Genomic DNA, 19,871 nt, shown 5'->3' with positions numbered 1-19,871 from the left:
AGCCAAAGGACGTACCCATGGCAGACGTACTGTCCCGGTTCCCCGCCGGAGCTCTTCCGCGCCTGGCGCACCCGGACGGCAGTCCCATCCGGGCGTTGGTGGTGGACGACGAGGCGGCCCTCGCCGAGCTGGTGGGCATAGGTCTGCGGACGTTGGGCTGGAACGTCATTACCGCCGGTGATGGACCGGGTGCGGTTGCTGCGGCGCGGGAGTTCTGCCCCGACGTCGTTGTGTTGGACGTGACGATGCCGGGCGCTGACGGTCTGGAGGCCCTGCAGAAGATCCGGTCGTTTTCTCCGCAGGTTCCCGCTTTGTTCCTGACCGCCAAGGACGCGGTGGAGGACCGCATCCTGGGTCTGGCCGCCGGAGGGGATGACTACGTAACCAAGCCGTTCAGCATGGAAGAGCTGCGGCTCCGGCTGCACCGGCTGGTGCAGCGTTCCGGCGTTACGGCGTCAAACTCCGCGGAACTGGTGGTTGATGACCTGGTGATGAACCTGGAAAGCCATGAAGTCACCAGAGGCGGGGAGGAGATTGCCCTCTCCAACACTCAGTGGGAGCTGCTTCGGTACCTCATGGAAAACCCCCGGCGGGTGCTGAGCAAGGCCCAGATCCTGAGCCACGTCTGGAACTACGATTTCGGCGGCCAGGCGAACATCGTGGAACTGTACATTTCCTACCTGCGCAAGAAGATCGACGCCGGACGCCCGCCCATGATCCACACGGTCCGGGGTGTCGGTTACGTACTCAAACCGGTGGCCCCATGAGCGGGAAGGCACGGCACGCAGCTGGGGGGACAGCCGAACTGCGCAGCCATCCCCTGCGTACCAAGCTGATCCTCGCCACTTTGGCCCTCCTGACGGCCACCTGCGCGGCACTGGGGCTGTTCAGCCATGTCGCCATGAGCCGGTATCTCACCGGAGTGCTCGACGACAGCCTGGAACGTGCCGCGGGGAGGGCAGGGTTCAGCCCGGGCCAGGCCGGTGAACAGAACCAGGCCTCCGGGACGGGTAGGGCACAGGACCCAGCCGGTGCGGACAACGGAACGGGAGCAAAGGGAAACGGGACCCAGTACGGACGGCGCCCGGGTTCGTTCAGTGTCGTTGTTGAGGACGGATTGCCTCGTCGATCCAGTCTGGTGCTTGAGGACGGAAGCGCGGAGTCCCTGACTGCGGCAGACCTGGAATTGCTGGCTGCCGCCGACCCCGGCAGCAGCCCCGGCAATATCGACCTGTCCAGCGGGCGTTACCGGGTGGATGCCTTCGCGTCGCCTCCCGGCACGGCGGAGGGGATGTTCGTCACCGGACTCTCGACTGGGCCGCGGGACCGCACCCTTGCGTCGCTGGATATCACCATGGTTGTCCTGTCCCTCGCGGGACTGCTTGTCACCGGGTTCACGGGCACGGTGATCATCCGCCGGTCGCTGCGGCCGCTGGACAAACTTGCTGCCGTCGCAACGTCGGTGTCGAAGCTCCCGCTGGCTTCCGGGGAGGTGGAAATTCCCGTCCGGGTCCCCGAAGCGGCCGCCCGGCCGGGGTCGGAAGTGGGAACCGTGGGGTCAGCCCTGAACGGAATGATCGACCACGTCACCAATGCGCTGCGTGCCCGGCAGGCGAGCGAAACAAAGGTGCGGCAGTTCGTGGCGGATGCCAGCCACGAACTGCGTACTCCGCTGACCGCCATCCGCGGCTATACGGAGTTGGTCCTGCTCAGCGAACACGTCAGTCCGCCGGGCCGTGCTGCGCTGGAACGGGTGGACAGTGAATCAAGGCGGATGTCCGCCCTGGTCGAAGACCTGCTGCTGCTTGCCCGCCTGGACGAGGGCCAGCGCGGTGAGCCGGCAGAGGTTGACCTCACCGAGCTGATTATTGAGTCGGTGAGCGATGCGCAGGTCTCCGCCCCGGAGGATCAATGGACACTGACTCTGCCCGAGGAGCCGGTGACTGTGTCCGCCGTTGACTCGGAACTCCGGCAAATCCTGATTAACCTGCTGTCCAACGCCCACCGTCACACACCCCCGGGTACCCGGGTGGACGTCGGACTTCAGTCGGGGTCCGCGTGGGTGACGCTGACGGTGACGGATGACGGCCCGGGCATCGACCCGGACTTCATCGATTCACTATTCTCCCGGTTCAGCAAGGCCGACTTCGCCCGAACACGCGGTTCGGGCAGCAGCACGGGACTTGGCCTCGCCATTGTCTCCGCCCTCGTCACAGCCAACAGGGGGACGGTCGACGTCGAAAGTAAACCCGGCCGAACTTGTTTCACGGTGGTGCTGCCGCTGGCGGGGACCCGCTGAATCACTGCCCGGTCGGGTCGATCCAGTACCGGCGGGCTCCTTTCCGGCTGTCCTCGTAGACTCCGCCGTTTTTCTCGATCACTGCCCGCGAACCGGCGTTATCCTCAGCGCAGGTGACCAGTACCCGTGCAATGCCCAGCTCGCGGGCAATCGGCAGTGCGTCCTGCAGCGCACGCGCGGCATGCCCCTGCCGGCGTGCGGAAGGCCGGATGCTGTAACCAATGTGGCCGCCCTGCTCGAACAGGAAATCATTCAGGGTGTGCCTGATGGCAAGCGAGCCGAGGAACTCGTCACCGTCGACCAGCCATAGATGCGTGCAGTGCACATAGCCCTCCGGCAGCGGTGTATCCGGAAGCCGGTACGCCACCAGGCCGTCGACGAAACCGGGGAAGTGCCCGGCAATTTCCGTGCGAATGCGCTTTAGCGAGGTGTCCCCGTACACGCCGGAACCGTCCATCCGTTCGCCGTCGAATTCTTCGGCCGCGGCCAGCCAACTGTTCCGGAAACGGGCATCGGGGGTAATCAGGGTTGCCATTGGGGAATTCTATGGCTATTTGTTTCGGTCGGTTCACGGGAAATCAGCCAAATGGTCAGGATTCCCAGCCCCAGGGATGAAAGAATGCCATTTCATCCGAAAGTCGTTGGGGGCGGGATAGCTTCGGTGCCATGAACAAAGTCTTGAAATATACAAAAACCTGGGGTGCTCCAACCGCCGCGGCCGTCTTCCTGGCGCTTTGGCTCCTGGGGCAGGGGCACCGCATGTACGGTACCGGTTTCCTGGCCTGGCCCCCGGCCCTTCCGTTGCTCGCTTTGACGTTGGCCATCGGCGTGTCCGCCAGGCATGCCTACGCCGCCCTGCTGGTGCTTTTTGCCCTGCTTGGCGCGCAGATCCTCCGTATAGTCCCCGCTCCCGATTCCCATACCTGGCCTATCTACATCGGTGCGGCCGTCGTCCTGTTCTTTGCTGCGCTCACAGGGGACAGATGGAAGCAGGCGGCCGCGGTAGCCGCTGCCCCCTTCTTTTCCGCTGCCATGGCTTTCCTCATGCTTTCGCGCAGCCACTCCTCCGGTCTCGGGTGGCTTCCGATCGATAATGTCTCACGGGTGACTATGCGGGATTACTGGTTCCTCTACTCATCTTTCCTGCTGGTCATCTTGGCCGTCGGATGGCTGGCCGGTTTTGCACTGCGCAGCTGGGAAGACCGCCGGACGTTGTCCGACCAGCGCACAGTTGCCGTCGAAGATCTGCGGGCAGCCGAAGTGGATTTGATCGTGGAACAGGAACGCACCCGCATCTCCCGGGACCTGCACGATGTCCTGGCCCACTCGCTGGCCGTGATTGCAGCCCAGGCGGACGGGTCCCGGTATCTGGGCAAGGACCAGCCACAGCCGGTGCTCGACGCGCTGGAGAACATCGCTTCGGCTGCCCGGCGCGCCCTGACGGACGCCCAGCGGGTGATCGAGGGGGTGGGCGACGACGGCTCCTCCCTCCCGCAGCCGCGGCTGGAGGATATCGGGGAACTTGTGGAGCAGCAGGGCAACAGCCTGCAGGTGGAACGCACGGAATCCGGGGTACCCGTGGACCTGCCGGAGGGTCAGCAAATGGCCGTCTTCCGGATTGTGCAGGAATCCCTGACCAATGCCCTGCGCCACGGCGGAACAGGGACCCGGGTCACCGTCCACCTGGACTGGAGCGGTCCCGGGCTTTCGCTGCAGATAGCGTCCTACGCGGCCCGAAGAGAACTGGTTGCCGAAGCAGCCACCACGGCCCGCACCGGCCGCGGCATCCCCGGGATGCGCGAGCGGGCCCACCTTGCCGGCGGATGGCTCACGGCGGGTCCGGACGGGGACAGCTTCCGGGTCACCGCATTCCTGCCCTACGGCCTGATGTTGAACGCCCCGGGTGCGGAGATCTATGCCGCGGAGCTGGTTGGCGCAGATGAGTGACCCGGCGGCCGACGCCGCACCGATCACCGTGGCCCTGGTGGATGACCAGCCGCTGTTCCGGACCGGTATCCAGATGCTCATCCGTTCGCAGCAGGACCTGGCTTACTGCGGCAGCGCAGGCAATGGACTGGAGGCCGTGGAGCTGGCGGACGCCGCGTCCCCGGACGTGATGCTGATGGACCTGCGCATGCCCGTGGTGGACGGCATCACGGCCACCCGCCGGATCATGGCGGCAGCGGACGAAGCCGGCCGGGAGCGCCCCAAGGTGATAGCCCTGACCACCTTCAACCGGGACCAGGCGGTGGTGGAAGCCATCCGTGCCGGAGCCAGCGGCTACCTGCTCAAGAGCGCCGAACCCGAGTTCCTGCTTTCCGCCATCCGGACCGTCTATGCCGGCTATTCCGTGGTGGCCCCCGGCTCGGCCCACGATCTCTTTGCGCACCTGACCCGCAGCGCCGATCCACCGGAACCGGATACTGCGGCCATTGCCGAGCTGACCGCACGGGAAAAGGACGTGTTTCTCCTGGTGGCCAAGGGCCTGAGCAACGCGGAGATCGCAGGCAGCGTGTTCCTTTCAGAGGCCACGGTCAAGACCCACATCCGCAGGATCCAGGATCGGCTGGGGCTGGCCACCCGGATAGCCATGGTGGCCTTCGCCTACGAACACCGGCTGCTGGGCTGAAGGGTTCCCGTAGGAAGGAACGCGCCCGTATCCTCCAAGCATGGACCCGGTCCGCGTCTGCTTGGAGATCTTTGCCGGCACCTGCGCCGGCACCTGGCTGCTGTCATTGCTCACGCGGGAGTACTCCTGGACGGACCGCATCTGGTCCGTAGTTCCGTTGGCCTACCTGTGGGTTTTCGCCGCAGCGTCCGACGGCGACCCGCGGGTAACGCTGATGGCGGTGCTGGTGACGTTGTGGGGTGCCCGGCTGACCTTTAACTTTGCCCGCAAGGGCGGGTACGCACCCGGCGGCGAGGACTACCGCTGGGGCATCCTGCGTCGACGCCTGAAGCCGTGGCAGTTCCAGGTCTTCAACCTGCTGTTCATCAGCATCTACCAGAACATCGTCATCTGGGTGATGACGCTTCCGGTCCTGACGGTTTACCGGCACCCCGGCCCGCTTACGGGCTGGGACTGGCTGCTGGCCACCTTGTTTGTGCTTGCGCTGGCGGGGGAGACGCTGGCAGACCAGCAGCAGTGGAACTTCCAGCAGTGGAAAAAGACCCTGCGCACCGCGGGGCGGAGCCCGGCCACCGGCTTCCTGCAGACTGGGTTGTTCCGCTACTCGCGCCATCCGAACTTCTTCTTCGAACAGGCCCAGTGGTGGCTCTTCTACGGTTTTGCCGTTGCCGCGACGGGCGCCGTGCTGCACTGGACCCTGGCCGGGCCCATCCTGGTGACGCTGCTCTTCGCCGGCTCCACCGTCTTCACCGAGAGCATTTCCCTCACCCGCTACCCCGACTACGCGGACTACCGCAGGCGGACGTCCCGGATCATCCCGCTTCCCCCGCGGCTGCGTCCGCAGCACGCCGGGTGAGGCCACCGCCGTCCTGTCTCCTCCGTCACATTCGGCGGGTTTCGGGAATGGAAGGTTCTTCTACAGGTGTTGAATAGGGCAGGATAGTAAGTAACCTGAAGCCGGCGGCGAGACCGCGGGCCTGGCCAACCACTAGGCACCAACTAAAAGCTTGCGGCGTCCCCCAGCGCCGCGGCACGGAAGGGCTTCGCTTCGGCGGGGCCCTTCCGTGTATCTGAGAAGATAAGACCCATGCCCGGACTGCACCTTCCCAAGCCGCCACGGCGCGCACCATCGGCCGAACCGCGGACGGCCCGCACCCGGGAAGCGCTCGAGGCCGGCCTGTGGGAGCTGCTGCGGGACCACGAGCTGGCGGAGATCAGCGTGGCCGCACTCTGCCGCCAGGCCGGAGTTCACCGCACCACCTTCTACGGACACCACCGCAACATTTTCGACTTTGCCGGATCCGTGTATGCCGGGGTTGTGGACCGTCTGGGCACGGTGGAACTGGACCAGCGCGGAACGGGAAGAACGATCGCGGAGATCGGGGACCTGTATGTCGAGTCCATCCGGCAGATCCTGCAGCACACCAAGGCCGAGCAGCGGGTGTACCGGGCGCTGTTCCACACCGAGACCTTCCTGGGGATCCTGGCCGACCAGTTGACCGTGCGCATCCTCCTGGCCCTGCACGTCTGGCGGGCGCACGAAGTGCACCCCGTCCCGGATCTGGATGCGACAGCCGCCTTCCTCGGCGGTGCCTACGCCTCCTGGTTCGAACAGTGGGTGGTCAGCGACTATGACGACGTCGAGGCGCGGCTGGCGTCGCTGCGCTACCTGTTGCCTGCGTGGTGGCCGCGGGACGGCTTCCCGGAGGCCTGACCTCGGGGCAGCCCTGTCTGCCCTGCGCTGTCGCGGGCGGAGCTAGAGCCGGTGCAGGCTGCCCCGGAGCGACTCCAGGTCCGGATATCCGTTAACGGCCATGGTCAGGTCAGCCTCCGCCAGCAGGCTGCGCATCACGTGGGTGATCCCCGCCTGCCCGCCCACGGCCAGTCCGTATACATAGGGCCGGCCGATGCCCACCGCCGTCGCGCCCAGTGCCAGCGCGCGCAGGGCGTCCACACCCGACCGCACGCCGGAGTCAAAGAGCACCGGTGCGCCGTTGGCGGCTTCCACCACGCCGGGCAGGCAATCAATCGCGGGGATTCCTCCGTTGGCCTGCCGCCCGCCGTGGTTCGAGCAGTAAATCCCGTCCATGCCGCCGTCGAGCGCCCGCCGCGTGTCCTCCGGAGAACAGATGCCCTTGAGCACAATCGGCAGGGACGTCAGGGAACGGAACCAGGCCAGGTCCTCCCAGGTCATGGTGGGGTTGCCGAACAGGGAGGCCCAGAGCATCACGACGGCGGCGGGGTCGGTGGACCCCTGCTCGGCCAGGAGCTTGCGGAACCGGTCATCGGAAAGGTAGTTAGCCAGGCACTGACCGGACAGCATCGGCAGATAGGCGGCACTGAGGTCCCGGGGGCGCCAGCCGTTTACCCAGGTGTCCAGGGTGATGACGATGCCGGAGTAACCTGCGGCTTCGGCGCGGTGCACCAGGGACTCCGCCAGTTCCCGGTCCGCCGGCGGGTAGAGCTGGAAGAAGCCCGGCGTTTCGCCTGCTGCGGTCCGCACCTGTTCCAGCGGTGCAGCGGAAAGGGTGGAGGCCACCATGGGAATGCCCAGTTCCGCGGAGGAGGCGGCGGTGGCCAGGTCGCCGTCGTCGGCCACGGCGCCCAATACCCCCACCGGCGCGAAGAACAGCGGCGAAGGCAGCTGGTGGCCCAGCAAATCGATGCCCATGCTGCGCTGTGCCGCACCCACCAGCATGCGCGGCATAATGCCGAGCCGCTCAAAGGCGACTACGTTGGCGCGTTGGGTGTGCTCGTTTCCGGCACCTCCGGCCACGTAGCCGAGGATCCGCGGGTCCATCCGGCTCTCCGCCAGTGCCTCCATGGAAGCGAAGTCCATAGGCAGTTCGGGTTGGACGCCGCCGGCACCGTTCAGATAAATGCCCAGCTGATAATCGCCGTAGTTCGTGCTCATTGAGGCTCCACCTTCTCTTTCCGGCCGCTTTGCCGGGTTTCTGCTGTGTCCCGGATGCTACTCCCGCAGGGGCGGTACACCATGCCGACCCGCTGCCAACCGGTCCAGCCGCCGTTCCAGTCCGGCCCGGACGGCGGGCCATTCCCGGGACAGGATTGAGTACACCGCAGTGTCCCGCCAACTGCCGTCTGCGCGGAGCTTGTCCCGGCGGCGGATCCCCTCGAATACCGCACCGATTCCACTGATCGCCGCGCGGGAACGGTCGTTTCGGGAGTCCGCCTGGAGGGTGATCCTTCCAAAGCCGGCCGCGAAGGCGTAGCCAAGCAGGAGCAGCTTTGTTTCTGCATTCACTGCTGAGCCCCAAACGGCGGGAGCGTACGCGGTCCAGCCCAGCTGGGCCGCTTCCCCGGGCAGGTCCAGATCGGCCAGGCTGCTGGTTCCCACTACAGGGCCGGCACCGTTCCCGTTCAGCAGGCGCACCGCGAACGGCAGCTCATCCCATCGGTAGTAGGCCTGCGCCCACGCCGTGAAGCCCTCAAGATCAGGGTGCAGCCCGGCCGGACCGCCGCCGTATCCGCCGGCGAAGACCTCGGGCACCGCGATGGCCCGGTGCAGGTCCGGCAGCAGTCCGGGGGTCAGCGGCTCGAGCCGGACATACCGGCCGGAAAGAACCGTGGGAAGGGGCCGTAGGGCGCTCATGCCCGCCAGTCTGGCATACCTGCCCGGGCAGCAAAAAAAGATCCCGATCCGGTTTTCCGGATCGGGATCTTTTACTTGGTTGCGGGGGCAAGATTTGAACTTGCGACCTCTGGGTTATGAGCCCAGCGAGCTACCGAACTGCTCCACCCCGCGGCGTGGTTACGACTTTACCGCAGATCGGGCGTGCGGCGTAATCCAGTGGCCCCGCTCACACTGCAGACTGCGGGCTTCGGTACGCTGGGCCGGGTGAGCCTGCCGAAAACTGATACCGCCGTCACTTATCCAGCCGGAGTCCTCACCGGAACCGGAACCGTTCTCCATATCGAAACCCGGCCCGACGGACGGCTGGCCGTCCTGCTGGATTCCACCCCCGTACACCCTGTCGATGCGGCCTGGCCCGACCAGGGGCCGGACCGGGCAACCCTGACGACGCCGGCCGGCACCGAGGTGCCCCTGCTTGACTGCGTCGTGGGCGCCACGGACGGGTCCATCCTGTTCCTGGGCCGGGACATCCCGGTCCGGAAGGGCACCGAGGGCTGGGTCTTCGTGGTGGTTCATGTGGTGCCGGGGGACACCGGCATTACCCAAGGAGATCGTGTAGGGCTTCGGGTGGACGGCGAATACCGCGCCGGGCTTTCGGCCGGGCACACTGCCTGCCACCTGGCGTCGTTGGCCCTGAACCGGCAGCTGGCCGGGGCCTGGAAAAAAGAGGTGCAGGCAGACGCAGCGGGGAACCCGAACTTCGACGCCCTGGCGGTTGAGGCAACAACGATTCTGCCCGGCGGATCCCGGGACGTGTACCGGTTGGGGAAGTCTCTGCGGCGCAAGGGCTTCCTGCCGGATGCGCTGCTGACGGATCTGGCAGCCGTGGAAAAAGGCGTGAATGCAACGTTGGCTGAGTGGGTGGCATCCGACGCGGAGGTCCGCATCGAACGCGAATCGGACCTCCTCACCGGTATGCGCCGCTGGGTCTGCGACCTGCCGGGCGGCCCGGTCAGTATTCCCTGCGGCGGCACCCATCTGACCTCGCTGGCCTCGGTTTCGGAAATTGAAGTGCGGTTGAGCTGCGAACCCGGCGAGGCAGCCGCGGAAGTGGTCATGGATACCATTTGCACCCGCGCCGCGGAGGCTTAATCTGCAAATGATTGCAGGTCCGCAGCGCGGGCATTGGCATTTCCCTATTCCGGAGCATTCGCCTCCCACCCTGCCCGAGGAGTGCTTTTACGCCAATTGATCCAGTACCCGGGGACAGCCCTTGTCCACTGGAATGGATGAACGTAGTGTTCCGCGCACGTGAACGAAACCGCTGTCTCAAATGAGCAAAGGTGACCAGATGAGATTTCGACACAGCAGGGGGAATCACTGCAACCGTCATTCCCGGCTTCGAACGGGGCTGGCGTCGGCCGCAGCCGCCGCCTTGGCGCTGACCGGCTGCAGCGGGTCCGAGGCGGAGGGCAGGGACGAGATTGTCGTAGCCATTGTCTCCAATCCGCAGATGCAGGATGCAATCTCGCTTCAGGATGAATTCAAGGCACAGTATCCGGATATTGACGTCAGCTTTGTTTCCCTCCCCGAAAACGAGGCACGGGCGAAGATCACTGCCTCTGTTGCCACGCAGGGCGGGGAATTCGACGTCGTGATGATCTCCAATTACGAAACGCCGATGTGGGCGGAAAACGGATGGATCACTAATCTGCAGGATTACGCCGATTCGACCGAAGGGTACGACCCCGACGATTTCGTTCCTACTATCCGGGACGCATTGAGTTACGAGGGGGATCTCTACTCCGTTCCGTTCTACGGCGAATCCTCCTTCCTTGTCTACCGTCAGGACCTGTTTGATCAAGCCGGCCTGACTATGCCGGAAGCCCCCACCTGGGAGGACATCCGCGGCTTCGCCGAAGCGCTCAACGATCCGGAAAACAACATGTCCGGAGTCTGCCTGCGGGGCCTGGCAGGCTGGGGTGAGGTCATGGCACCGCTGGGCACCATGATCAATACCTACGGCGGCCGCTGGTTCGATGAGGACTGGAACGCCCGCCTGGACGAGCCGGTAGTCGAAGAAGCCGTCACCGATTATGTGGACCTGGTGCAGAGCTACGGGCAGGCCGGTGCCGCCACCAGCGGATACGGGGACTGCCTGACCCTCTACAGCCAGGGCAACACGGCCATGTGGTACGACGCCACGGCCATGGTTTCCGCCATTGAGGACCCGGCATCGTCCCTCGTAGTCGGCAAAAGCGGGTATGCGCCGGCCCCGGTCAAGGAGACGGAGTCCTCCGGCTGGCTCTACAGCTGGTCCCTGGCCATCCCCTCCACCAGCGACTCCAAGGACGCCGCCTGGGACTTCGTCTCGTGGATGACCAACAAGGAATACATCCAACTGGTCGGCGAAGAGATCGGCTGGGAACGGGTGCCGCCGGGCAGCCGGCTCTCCACATATGAGATCCCTGACTACGCCGAGGTGGCCGAGGCCTATGCCGAGCCCACTCTGGAAGCCATGGCCGGGGCGTCCCAGGAAAGCAGCATGGTCCGCGGTGTGCCCTACACCGGACTCCAATTTGTGGGTATCCCGGAGTTCCAGGACCTGGGCACGCGCGTGGCGCAGCAGATTTCGGCGGCCATCGCCGGACAGCAGACAGTCCAAGAAGCGCTGGAGCAATCCCAGGGCTACGCCGAAACGGTGGCGGAAAGCTACCAGGACGGAGCGGGTTAATGTCCACCTTGGTTGAGCGGCAACAGGTCCGCGCCAGGAAGGCCGCGACGGAAAGGGAGGGCGGGGGAATGTCCTCCGCTGAGGGATGGCGGCGGCGCCTGCCGCTGCTGCCGGCCCTCATTTTCACCCTGATCGTGACGCAGGTGCCCTTCCTCTTCACTATCTGGTACTCCCTGCAGAACTGGAACCTGCTGCGGACGGAGGGAAACCAGTTTGTGGGGCTGGAGAACTACATCGACATCTTCTCCGACTCCACGTTCCGCGGGGCGGCGCTGAACAGTGTCCTCTTCACCGTGGCCTGTGTGTTCATTGCGATGCTGCTGGGGATCATCTTCGCCCTCTTGCTGGACCGAAGCTTCGCGGGGCGGGGAGTGGTGCGGACCCTGCTGATCACACCATTCCTGATCATGCCGGTGGCCAGCTCCCTGCTGTGGTCCATTTCCATCCTGAATCCCAGCTATGGCCTGCTTAACTGGGTCATCGGCCTGGTGGGGATCCCCCCGGTGGACTGGACGTCGCAGCATCCCATCGTCTCCATCGTGATGGCCCTGGTGTGGCAGTGGACCCCGTTCATGATGCTGCTGGTCCTGTCCGGACTGCAGGCCCAGTCCAAGGACGTGCTGGAGGCGGCCCAGGTGGACGGCGCCGGCTGGTGGCGGACCTTCATCTCGGTCACGCTTCCGCAGCTGCGCCGTTACATCGAACTCGGCATCCTGCTCGGCGCGATCTACGTGGTCAACACCTTCGACCAGATTTACCTCATGACCGCCGGCGGACCTGGGACGGCCAGCGCGAACCTGCCGTTCTACATCTACCAGCGGGCTTTCCTGGGCTTCGATATCGGCCAGGCCGCCGCCATGGGCGTAGTGGTCGTCATCGCGACCATCATTGTGGCCACCCTGGCCCTTCGCCTGATCTTCAAGAGCTTCGACGTAAAGGAATAACGACGTGGCTACCCAAACCGCTGCACCTACTCCTCCCGCTGGGAAGGAGACCCGCGCCGGCGCAGACCCGGTCCGGAAACCTGCCCGCCGGTTCAACGCCGGTCCTCTCCTCACCACAGTCACCTGGGTGCTCGCACTGGTTTTCTTCTCGCCGGTGCTCTGGATGGTGCTCACGTCCTTCAAGCAGGAATCCGCTGCGGCATCCGATCCGCCGGTGTTCTTTTTCGCCCCCACGCTGGATCAATACCGGGCGGTGCTGGACAGCGGTGCCGGAAGCTACTTCGCCAACTCCGCGATTGCCACGGGCGTCTCCACCATCCTCGTGATCCTCCTGGCCGTTCCGGCGTCCTATGCCCTGAGCATCCGCCCGGTGAAGAAAACCTCCGATGTGCTGTTCTTCTTTATCTCCACCCGCATGCTGCCCGTGGTCGCGGTGATCATGCCGATCTACGTGATTGCCGGGCAGCTGAAGGTCCTGGACAACGTGTGGACCCTGGTGGTGTTGTACACCTCCATGAACCTGCCCATCGCGGTGTGGATGATGCGCTCGTTTTTCCTGGAGGTGCCCGGCGAGGTGCTGGAGGCGGCGCAGATGGACGGAGCCGGATTGATGAAGACCCTCTGGCGGGTCCTGATGCCCATGGTGGCACCCGGGCTGGCCGCGACTGCTCTGATCTGCGTAATTTTTGCCTGGAACGAGTTTTTCTTCGCCCTGATCCTCACGGCCGGGCAATCGGCCACGGTGCCGGTTTTCCTCGTCGCGCAGATGACCAGCGAAGGCCTGTTCCTGGCGCAGCTCTCAGCGGCGTCCGTACTGGCCTCGCTGCCGGTGGTGATCGCCGGCTGGGTGGCGCAGAAGCAACTCGTCCGCGGACTGTCCATGGGGGCGGTCAAGTAAACGGCACGCTGTGACCGGGCCGCGCCGGCCCGGTCACAGCGCGGAGTTCTGCTCCTGCACTGTGGCGTTGGAGGAGACTTCGAAGGTCCGCTCGGGCGGCTCGACGTTGGCGGGATCCATCCACATAAACTCCCAGACATGTCCGTCCGGGTCGGTGGCCGAACCGCTGTACATCCCCGGCATCCTTTCCTCGGCCGGTGCATAGACTGCGCCTCCTCCCGCCGTGCAGGCGGCCAGGAAACGGTCGACTTCGTCCCTGCTGTCGCAGCTGATGCCGTTCAGGACTTCCTTGCCCGCTGATGCGAGATGCGGGGTGTCCCCTTCGGGCAGGAACTCCTGGTAATAGTCCTGCTGCAGCAGCATCACCACAATGCTGTCCGAGACGACAATGGCGGTGGTGCGTTCGTCGCTGAACTGCGGGTTCTTGGTGAAGCCGAGGCCGAGGTAGAAGTTCTCAGCTGCCGGCAGGTCCGCAACCGGGAGATTGGGGAAAATCATGCGTTCCATGACTGCTCCTTCCAGGAGGCCCATGGGTGCGCTTCATGGCGGAGAACCCATGGAGGATACGGGTAACGCGCTGTGCCTTCACGTTGCCACCGCTCGCCCCTGCTGGCAACGGGTCGCCGTCATGATGCCCTCTCCATGCCCGGCCGCGCAGCAATAACTGCTAATCTTCCAGCTGCGAAGGCGGGCCGGTATCACCGGCTATCTACCTGGCATCACCAAACCTAGGGAGAAGCCAATGAGCACCAATCCGGACGACATTTACCTGGCCCAGGCCATCGCCCTGGCCACCGGGAACGTGGCCAACGGCGGCGGCCCGTTCGGCGCCGTCATCGTCACGGCAGAAGGCGCCGCGTTTGAAGGCGTCAACCGTGTAACCGCAAACAATGACCCCACCGCGCACGCCGAGGTCACGGCCATCCGCAACGCGTGCGCCACCCTGGGCACCTTCGACCTCACCGGTGCGGTGCTCTACACCAGCTGCGAACCGTGCCCCATGTGCCTGGCGTCTTCGCTGTGGGCGAGGGTGGACCGCGTGGTCTTCGCTGCTGACCGGCACGACGCCGCCAGCGCGGGGTTCGACGACGCGGCCTTCTACGAGTACTTCGAAACGCCGCGGGAGCAACGGTCCATGCAGGTCTCGCAGCTGGCCGTGGACGGCGCACCCGCCATGGCTCCGTTTAATGCCTGGACTGCGGCTGCGGAGCGGGTCGACTACTAGGGGCGGTGGGCTCCCTGACCGGTTCCTAGAACCGGCGTTCCAAAGCGGCGCCGATGGTCTTGGAATAGCAGGTGGACCCGTCGGACATGATGTACGGGCCGAAGTTCGGCACCACCCGGTAGCCGCCGTTCTCATAAAAGCGTTGTCCATCGGGTTGGGCGGACCCGGCCTCCGCCGTGAGAACGGCGAATCCCATCTGCTTGGCCCGTGCCTCGAGCGCCCCGAGGATTGCCGTCGCCACCCCGGAACCGCGTGCGTACGGCAGGACATACACCCGCTTGATTTCCGCCGTCGTCGTATCCAGCCGCCGCAGCCCGCCGCAACCCAGCGGTTGGCCGGTGCTGCGCTCGTAGGCGATGAGGAAGACGGCCGCGTCGGCGGCCCGGGGTGGACTGGGATCGTGCTCCACGGTGCCGTAGCGGGCGTCGAGTTCGGCCTGCTGGGCTTCACGGAGGTCGGCACCTACGGGATTGCTCCACGGCACTTCGCGGATCCGCAGGTGCGGTGTTGAGTAGGGACGGAATCCGGAAAAGGGTCTCAAATCCGACATGCTGCCTCCAGCGGCCAGGGGTATGCCTTCCACGCTAGGAGGCCGGGGTTTCGGCTGTGTTTCGACTGTGTGCCCACCTGGCAAAAGGAATGTTCCGGACATGCGAACCGTGCGAGAATAGTGGCGATGTCAACTGTCGATTCTTCCCCCGCCAAGAACCCCGCCAAAAAGTCCGAGCTGCGCCGTGTCCGCTCGGTTCCCACCGCCACCGGGCCCCAGGTCCGCCCCGCCACGGAGGGCTGGGAACAGGCCAAGGAGCCCGACGGCCGCCCGCTGCTGCAGTTCAAGTCGCCCCGCGTGTCCCAGCCGCCGGCCCATCTGGCCGATATGACGCTGGCCGAACGCCAGGAGAAAGTGAAGTCGCTGGGCCTTCCCGCGTTCCGCGCGAAGCAGCTCTCCGTGCACTATTTCCAGCACTACACCACTGATCCGGAAGCCATGAGCGACCTCCCCAAGGAGCGCCGCGGGGAGCTGGTGGGCGAGATGTTCCCCACGCTGCTCACCGAGATCAAGCGCCTGACCACGGACAACGGCGACACCATCAAATTCCTGTGGCGCCTCTTCGACGGCTCCCTCGTGGAGTCCGTGCTGATGCGCTACCCCGGCCGGATCACCCTGTGTGTCTCCAGCCAGTGTGGCTGCGGCATGAACTGCCCGTTCTGCGCCACCGGCCAGGCCGGCCTGACCCGCAACATGTCCACCGCGGAAATCCTGGACCAGATTGTCCAGGCCAACCGGGTGATCAAGGAAGGCGGGCTCGGCGGCAAACGGAGCGACGGCGGCCACGACGCCGAGCGCGTCACCAACATTGTCTTTATGGGCATGGGCGAGCCGCTGGCCAACTACAAGCGCGTGATGAACGCCGTCCACCGGATGGCCGCCGAGGTTCCCGAGGGCCTGGGCATGAGCGCCCGTAACATCACTGTCTCCACCGTCGGCCTGGTGCCGGCCATCAAGAAGCTTGCCGAGGAGAACATCCCGGTGACCTTCGCGCTGAGCCTGCATGCCCCGGACGACGAGCTGCGCGACGAACTGATCCCGGTCAACAGCCGCTGGAAGGTGGACGAGGCCCTGGACGCCGCGTACAACTACTACCGCGTCACCGGCCGCCGCGTCTCCATCGAGTACGCGCTGATCAAGGACATGAACGACCACGCCTGGCGCGCGGATCTGCTGGCCAAGAAGCTCAATGCCCGCGGCCGGGGCTGGGTGCACGTGAACCCGATCCCGTTGAACCCGACCCCGGGGTCCATCTGGACGTCGCCGGAGCCGGAGGTTATGCAGGAGTTCATTAACCACCTGATCGACGCCGGCATCCCCACCACCATCCGCGACACCCGCGGCAAGGAAATCGACGGCGCCTGCGGCCAGCTCGCTGCGGCGGACTAACCGTTTTGTGCCCGCCCCTGCGGCGGACAGCACCGAAGCGTTAACCACGACGGCGGGAGGCCGGGCTGCGTGCCCGGCTCCCGCCGTCGTCGTCGTTTAAGGTCTTCCTACTTCAGGTGGTCCACCAGGGTGTCCGCGATGCCCGTGTACCGGGCAGGGGTCAGCGCCTGCAGGCGCGCTTCCGCATCCGCGGGGAGACCGAGGCCGGCAATGAATTCCTTCATCCGGTCCGCGTCCACGCGGTGGCCGCGGGTAAGGTCCTTGAGCCGTTCGTACGGGTTCTCCATGCCTTCCGTGCCGGCAACAGCTTCGGCCCGCATGACCATCTGGATGGCTTCGCCAAGCACCTCCCAGTTGGAGTCCAGGTCCTGCGCGAGGACCTTCTCGGCGACGTGCAGGCGCTCGAGGCCCTTGGCCACGTTGGAGATGGCCAGGATGGAGTGCCCGAAAGCGACGCCGATGTTCCGCTGCGAGGAGGAATCGGTGAGGTCGCGCTGCCAGCGGGAGGTCACCAGGGTGGAGGCCAGGGTGTCCAGCAGTCCGTTGGAAATCTCCAGGTTGGCTTCGGCGTTCTCGAAGCGGATGGGGTTGACCTTGTGCGGCATGGTGGAGGAGCCGGTGGCACCTTCCACCGGAACCTGGGCGAAGTAGCCGATGGAGATGTAGCTCCACACATCCGTGCAGAAGTTGTGCAGGATGCGGTTGAAGCGGGCAATGTCGGCGTACAGCTCGGCCTGCCAGTCATGGGATTCGATCTGCGTGGTCAGCGGGTTCCAGGTCAGGCCGAGGCCCTCCACGAAGCTGCGTGCCACCTGCTGCCAGTCGGCCTGCGGGGCTGCGGCGTAGTGGGCGGCGTAGGTGCCGGTGGCGCCGTTGATCTTGCCCAGGAATTCCGTGTTGCGGATGCGGCGCAGCTGGCGGCCGAGGCGATGGACGGTGACGGCCAGTTCCTTGCCCAGGGTGGTCGGGGTGGCCGGCTGGCCGTGTGTCCGGGAGAGCATCGGGACCGCGCGGGTGTCCTCGGCCATGGCGGCGATCTGCTGCACCAGGTCCTGTGCCGCCGGAAGCCAGACGTTTTCCACTGCGCCCTTGATGCCGAGCGCGTAGGACAGGTTGTTGATGTCCTCGGAAGTGCAGCCGAAATGCACGAGGCTGGTCAGGTTTTCAACGCCGATGGCCGGCAGCCGGTCGGCAATGTAGTACTCGACGGCCTTCACATCGTGCACGGTGCGCTTTTCGATCTCGCCCAGCTCGGCCACGGCGTTGCCGTCGAAGCCCGTGACGATTTCCCGCAGCTGGTTCTGCTGGGTTTCGCTGAGCGGGGCGGTGCCGGGCAGGACCGCGTTGGAGGTCAGGTGGATCAGCCATTCCACCTCGACGTGGGTCCGGTCCCGGTTCAGGGCCGCTTCGGAAAGGTAATCCACCAACGGGGCGGTGGCGCTGCGGTAGCGGCCGTCCAGCGGGCCCAAGGCAATAGCGGGGGTCACGGAGGCAAGGGAGACACGGGGTTCGGATTCGGCCATGCGGCAATTCTTTCATGCCTGCGGGTGGCAACCGGTGAGTGACTTCCCCTCCACAGGGGGTTACGTCAGGGAAGGGCAGGATTGTTTCTCCTGATGGGCTCCGGCGGCGCTCGATTGGGGACGGTTGTCCGGCTAGTTTGAGCGGGCCGGCGGGACCGGGGCCGCGGGAGCGGGGCCGGGACGGCGGGGGCGGGGCCGGGACGGCGGGGGCGGGGCCGGGGCATACGTCGCGGAAGGAGGAATCGATGGACCAAGTGGCTTCGGCCGCATTGGCGGCGGAGATGGAACGGCTGCTTCTGGAGTTTTCGGTGGAAATCGATGAATTGGAGTACGAGGTTGCCGAGTCCGCCAACGTCCGGTGGGAGTCGCAGGCTGCAGACGCTTTCCGGCATGGCTTGGCGGGAACAGTGCGGCCCCTGCCCGGGATAGCTCACCAGTTGCGTGCTGCCGCCGGGGAACTGCGGCAGGACCCGCTCGCCTTGGCCGCAGGGAGCTGATCGAAAGTGGCAGCCATAGGTGGATTCGACCGCGGTACGGACCGGCAGCCGTACGGTGTCAGGGGAGGATCTGCAGGACTGTTGGTTCAGTACGAGGACTTGGCCCGGGCAGCGGACCGGCTGGCCGGGACCACCGCCCGCCTGCGGAACCTTGAGCAGCGGGTCGCTGACCTTTGGCTGGCGGCCAGTGCGTGGGGCGGCGGTTCTCCGACCGCTGACCGGGTCAGACTGACGCTGCAGGAAGCAGCCCATGTACTGAGGAACTGTGCGGCGGGAGTGGATAAAGTCGCGGACGGCGTGCGGGAAAGCGCACGTGCCTACGCCGAAGCCGAGGGGCGGATCCAGGCGCGGCTGCCTTCTGGGGGTCTCTTTCCCCTGATTCCCTGGATCACATCAGGGTTGTTGCCCCGGGCTGAAGGATTTCCCACCCTTGCCCAGGTGGAACAGGGTCTGGCCATCACTCCGGCTATTGAGCTGGTGGCGCGGGGAGGCCTGTTTCTTCTGGGAGGTCCAACGCAGGGGGTGCTGCGGCCAATCGTTGTCACGCCTCTTCCCGGGGAGCCGGAGGAGGTCCCACTCGATGGAACTGCTGCCGGTATTTTGAAACGTTCGGAGGTCCTGAAGCGGGAGAACGATCCAGGCGTGATTGAGGTGCTCGCGCTGGATGGGGGTGCCAACGGGACGTTTGTCGTCACCCTTCCCGGTACGCAGGGAACCGGTATGGGAGGCCGGAATCCGTTCGATTCTGCGGGCAATCTGGAAGGGCGGGTCGAGGAGAGCAGATTCATCTCCGCTGCTGTGGCGGAGGCGCTGCGGCGTGCAGGAGCGGAAGCAGGAGCTTCGGTGATCTTGTCCGGTTACAGCCAGGGCGGGGAACACGCTGCGCATGTTGCTGCCAATCTGACAGAGGAGGGGGAGTACGAACCCGCGTTCGTACTGACGGCGGGCAGCGCCACAGGCTCGGCCGACTTGCCGCCCGGACTGCCGGCACTGCATCTGGAGCATGTGCAGGACTGGGTGCCAGGAATCGATGCTTCTGCGAACCCCGATACTCCGGACCGGGTCACCATGACGCTGACCAATCCGGTGGCCACGCCCGAGGGGGAGGATGCAGGGCTGGGTCCCGCGCACCGGTTGGACAATTATCTTGCTGGTGCTGCGCTCGCGGATGTCAGCGATGACGCTTCGCTGGAGAGTTCGCTGGGATCGCTGGCTGCTGCTGTTGGTGCTGGAAGTGTGGCGACCAGATTCTTGTACCGTTTGGAGCGGGAGCAGTCGCCGGTGGGTTCAGTTCGAACGTCTTCGCCGACGTCTTCGCGGGCCGTTTCGAGGGCGCCAGTGCGGGTGCCTGTACCGACACTGCCACCTGCGCCTGTACCGACAGTGCAACCTGCGCCTGTACCGACAGTGCCGCCGGCACCTCCGCGGGGCGGGTCGTAAGGTCCGGTGCCGGTGCCGGTGCCCCGCCCGAACAGTGCCGGGCCCGCTCGGGTGGGCCGGGCCGCAAGGGTGGAAAACCCGACGATGCGGGCCGCAAGGGTAGCGAAGCCGGACGATGCGGGTCGCAAAGGTGGCAATACCGGACCAT

General features: G+C 65.5%; 20 protein-coding genes and 1 tRNA gene. 14 read left to right on the top strand and 7 right to left on the bottom strand.

The features are described from left to right. Positions 1–17 precede the first annotated feature (17 nt). Together QNO10_RS13925 and QNO10_RS13920 are read left to right on the top strand one after the other, a co-directional pair. A complete protein-coding gene (locus QNO10_RS13925; protein WP_229946130.1) occupies positions 18–767 on the top strand; it encodes a response regulator transcription factor in 750 nt (249 codons plus the stop codon). Then, positions 764–2,299 (top strand): HAMP domain-containing sensor histidine kinase, encoded by a 1,536-nt coding sequence (locus QNO10_RS13920; RefSeq protein ID WP_229946133.1) that lies wholly within the window; start codon positions 764–766, stop codon positions 2,297–2,299. The genes QNO10_RS13925 and QNO10_RS13920 overlap by 4 nt, the downstream gene beginning before the upstream one ends. Before the next feature lies 1 nt (position 2,300). Here QNO10_RS13920 and QNO10_RS13915 read toward each other — a convergent pair whose 3' ends face one another. Next, positions 2,301–2,834 carry a GNAT family N-acetyltransferase gene (locus tag QNO10_RS13915; protein WP_229946135.1) on the bottom strand — a complete coding sequence of 178 codons (534 nt, stop codon included), beginning with the start codon at positions 2,832–2,834 and terminating at the stop codon, positions 2,301–2,303. Between the two features lie 143 nt (positions 2,835–2,977). On the opposite strand from QNO10_RS13915, the gene QNO10_RS13910 reads away from it, so the two are divergent. The 4 genes from QNO10_RS13910 (at position 2,978) to QNO10_RS13895 (ending at position 6,642) form a co-directional block, all read left to right on the top strand. Next, positions 2,978–4,246 carry a sensor histidine kinase gene (locus tag QNO10_RS13910; RefSeq protein WP_229946137.1) on the top strand — a complete coding sequence of 423 codons (1,269 nt, stop codon included), beginning with the start codon at positions 2,978–2,980 and terminating at the stop codon, positions 4,244–4,246. Further along, on the top strand, positions 4,239–4,928 hold the full coding sequence (locus QNO10_RS13905) for a response regulator (RefSeq protein ID WP_229946139.1): 690 nt from the start codon (positions 4,239–4,241) through the stop codon (positions 4,926–4,928). The genes QNO10_RS13910 and QNO10_RS13905 overlap by 8 nt, the downstream gene beginning before the upstream one ends. Positions 4,929–4,968: 40 nt before the next feature. After that, positions 4,969–5,784: a DUF1295 domain-containing protein gene (locus tag QNO10_RS13900; RefSeq protein ID WP_229946147.1), complete on the top strand. Its 816-nt coding sequence runs from the start codon at positions 4,969–4,971 to the stop codon at positions 5,782–5,784. A 231-nt stretch (positions 5,785–6,015) separates the two neighbouring features. Beyond that, positions 6,016–6,642 carry a TetR/AcrR family transcriptional regulator gene (locus QNO10_RS13895; protein WP_229946149.1) on the top strand — a complete coding sequence of 209 codons (627 nt, stop codon included), beginning with the start codon at positions 6,016–6,018 and terminating at the stop codon, positions 6,640–6,642. Positions 6,643–6,684: 42 nt separating this feature from the next. Here the strand turns inward: QNO10_RS13895 and QNO10_RS13890 are convergent, their stop codons facing one another. The 3 genes from QNO10_RS13890 to QNO10_RS13880 all read right to left on the bottom strand — a co-directional run bounded on the left by QNO10_RS13890 (position 6,685) and on the right by QNO10_RS13880 (position 8,694). Further along, positions 6,685–7,842 carry an alpha-hydroxy-acid oxidizing protein gene (locus QNO10_RS13890; protein WP_229946151.1) on the bottom strand — a complete coding sequence of 386 codons (1,158 nt, stop codon included), beginning with the start codon at positions 7,840–7,842 and terminating at the stop codon, positions 6,685–6,687. A gap of 57 nt (positions 7,843–7,899) precedes the next feature. Continuing rightward, positions 7,900–8,541: a GNAT family N-acetyltransferase gene (locus tag QNO10_RS13885; protein ID WP_229946154.1), complete on the bottom strand. Its 642-nt coding sequence runs from the start codon at positions 8,539–8,541 to the stop codon at positions 7,900–7,902. Between the two features lie 76 nt (positions 8,542–8,617). Next, positions 8,618–8,694: transfer RNA gene (locus QNO10_RS13880), tRNA-Met, on the bottom strand. 93 nt (positions 8,695–8,787) lie between these two features. Here QNO10_RS13880 and QNO10_RS13875 point away from each other — a divergent pair. From QNO10_RS13875 to QNO10_RS13860, 4 genes are all read left to right on the top strand, one after another. Beyond that, positions 8,788–9,675 (top strand): alanyl-tRNA editing protein, encoded by an 888-nt coding sequence (locus QNO10_RS13875; RefSeq protein WP_229946156.1) that lies wholly within the window; start codon positions 8,788–8,790, stop codon positions 9,673–9,675. A 361-nt stretch (positions 9,676–10,036) separates the two neighbouring features. Then, complete coding sequence (locus QNO10_RS13870; RefSeq protein ID WP_229946158.1) at positions 10,037–11,257, top strand: ABC transporter substrate-binding protein; 1,221 nt, start codon at positions 10,037–10,039, stop codon at positions 11,255–11,257. Further along, complete coding sequence (locus QNO10_RS13865) at positions 11,257–12,201, top strand: carbohydrate ABC transporter permease (RefSeq protein WP_229946160.1); 945 nt, start codon at positions 11,257–11,259, stop codon at positions 12,199–12,201. Before QNO10_RS13870 ends, QNO10_RS13865 begins: the two co-directional genes overlap by 1 nt. Before the next feature lie 4 nt (positions 12,202–12,205). Continuing rightward, positions 12,206–13,099, top strand: a complete 894-nt coding sequence (locus QNO10_RS13860) for a carbohydrate ABC transporter permease (RefSeq protein ID WP_229946162.1) — start codon at positions 12,206–12,208, stop codon at positions 13,097–13,099. A 33-nt stretch (positions 13,100–13,132) separates the two neighbouring features. Here the strand turns inward: QNO10_RS13860 and QNO10_RS13855 are convergent, their stop codons facing one another. Next, positions 13,133–13,606 (bottom strand): VOC family protein, encoded by a 474-nt coding sequence (locus QNO10_RS13855; protein ID WP_229946164.1) that lies wholly within the window; start codon positions 13,604–13,606, stop codon positions 13,133–13,135. 235 nt (positions 13,607–13,841) lie between these two features. On the opposite strand from QNO10_RS13855, the gene QNO10_RS13850 reads away from it, so the two are divergent. Beyond that, positions 13,842–14,324: a nucleoside deaminase gene (locus QNO10_RS13850; RefSeq protein ID WP_229946166.1), complete on the top strand. Its 483-nt coding sequence runs from the start codon at positions 13,842–13,844 to the stop codon at positions 14,322–14,324. Between the two features lie 25 nt (positions 14,325–14,349). On the opposite strand, the gene QNO10_RS13845 is transcribed toward QNO10_RS13850, so the two are convergent. After that, complete coding sequence (locus tag QNO10_RS13845; RefSeq protein WP_229946168.1) at positions 14,350–14,874, bottom strand: GNAT family N-acetyltransferase; 525 nt, start codon at positions 14,872–14,874, stop codon at positions 14,350–14,352. A 126-nt stretch (positions 14,875–15,000) separates the two neighbouring features. On the opposite strand from QNO10_RS13845, the gene rlmN reads away from it, so the two are divergent. Continuing rightward, the gene (rlmN, locus tag QNO10_RS13840) at positions 15,001–16,263 is read left to right on the top strand and encodes a dual-specificity RNA methyltransferase RlmN (protein ID WP_229946170.1); all 1,263 of its coding nucleotides are present in this window, start codon (positions 15,001–15,003) and stop codon (positions 16,261–16,263) included. Positions 16,264–16,370: 107 nt separating this feature from the next. Here the strand turns inward: rlmN and purB are convergent, their stop codons facing one another. Then, positions 16,371–17,786: an adenylosuccinate lyase gene (gene purB, locus QNO10_RS13835; RefSeq protein ID WP_229946172.1), complete on the bottom strand. Its 1,416-nt coding sequence runs from the start codon at positions 17,784–17,786 to the stop codon at positions 16,371–16,373. Positions 17,787–18,031: 245 nt separating this feature from the next. On the opposite strand from purB, the gene QNO10_RS13830 reads away from it, so the two are divergent. Both QNO10_RS13830 and QNO10_RS13825 read left to right on the top strand, forming a co-directional pair. After that, positions 18,032–18,283: a hypothetical protein gene (locus QNO10_RS13830; protein ID WP_229946174.1), complete on the top strand. Its 252-nt coding sequence runs from the start codon at positions 18,032–18,034 to the stop codon at positions 18,281–18,283. Positions 18,284–18,289: 6 nt separating this feature from the next. Beyond that, the gene (locus QNO10_RS13825) at positions 18,290–19,723 is read left to right on the top strand and encodes a WXG100 family type VII secretion target (RefSeq protein ID WP_229946176.1); all 1,434 of its coding nucleotides are present in this window, start codon (positions 18,290–18,292) and stop codon (positions 19,721–19,723) included. The last annotated feature ends 148 nt before the right edge of the window (positions 19,724–19,871 follow it).

Origin of the sequence: Arthrobacter sp. zg-Y919 (genome assembly GCF_030142045.1) — a bacterium.
In the GTDB taxonomy this organism is placed as follows: Bacteria; Actinomycetota; Actinomycetes; order Actinomycetales; family Micrococcaceae; genus Arthrobacter_B.
The sequence above is the reverse complement of the archived record's forward strand: the minus strand, read 5'-3'. Positions and strand labels throughout refer to the sequence as shown.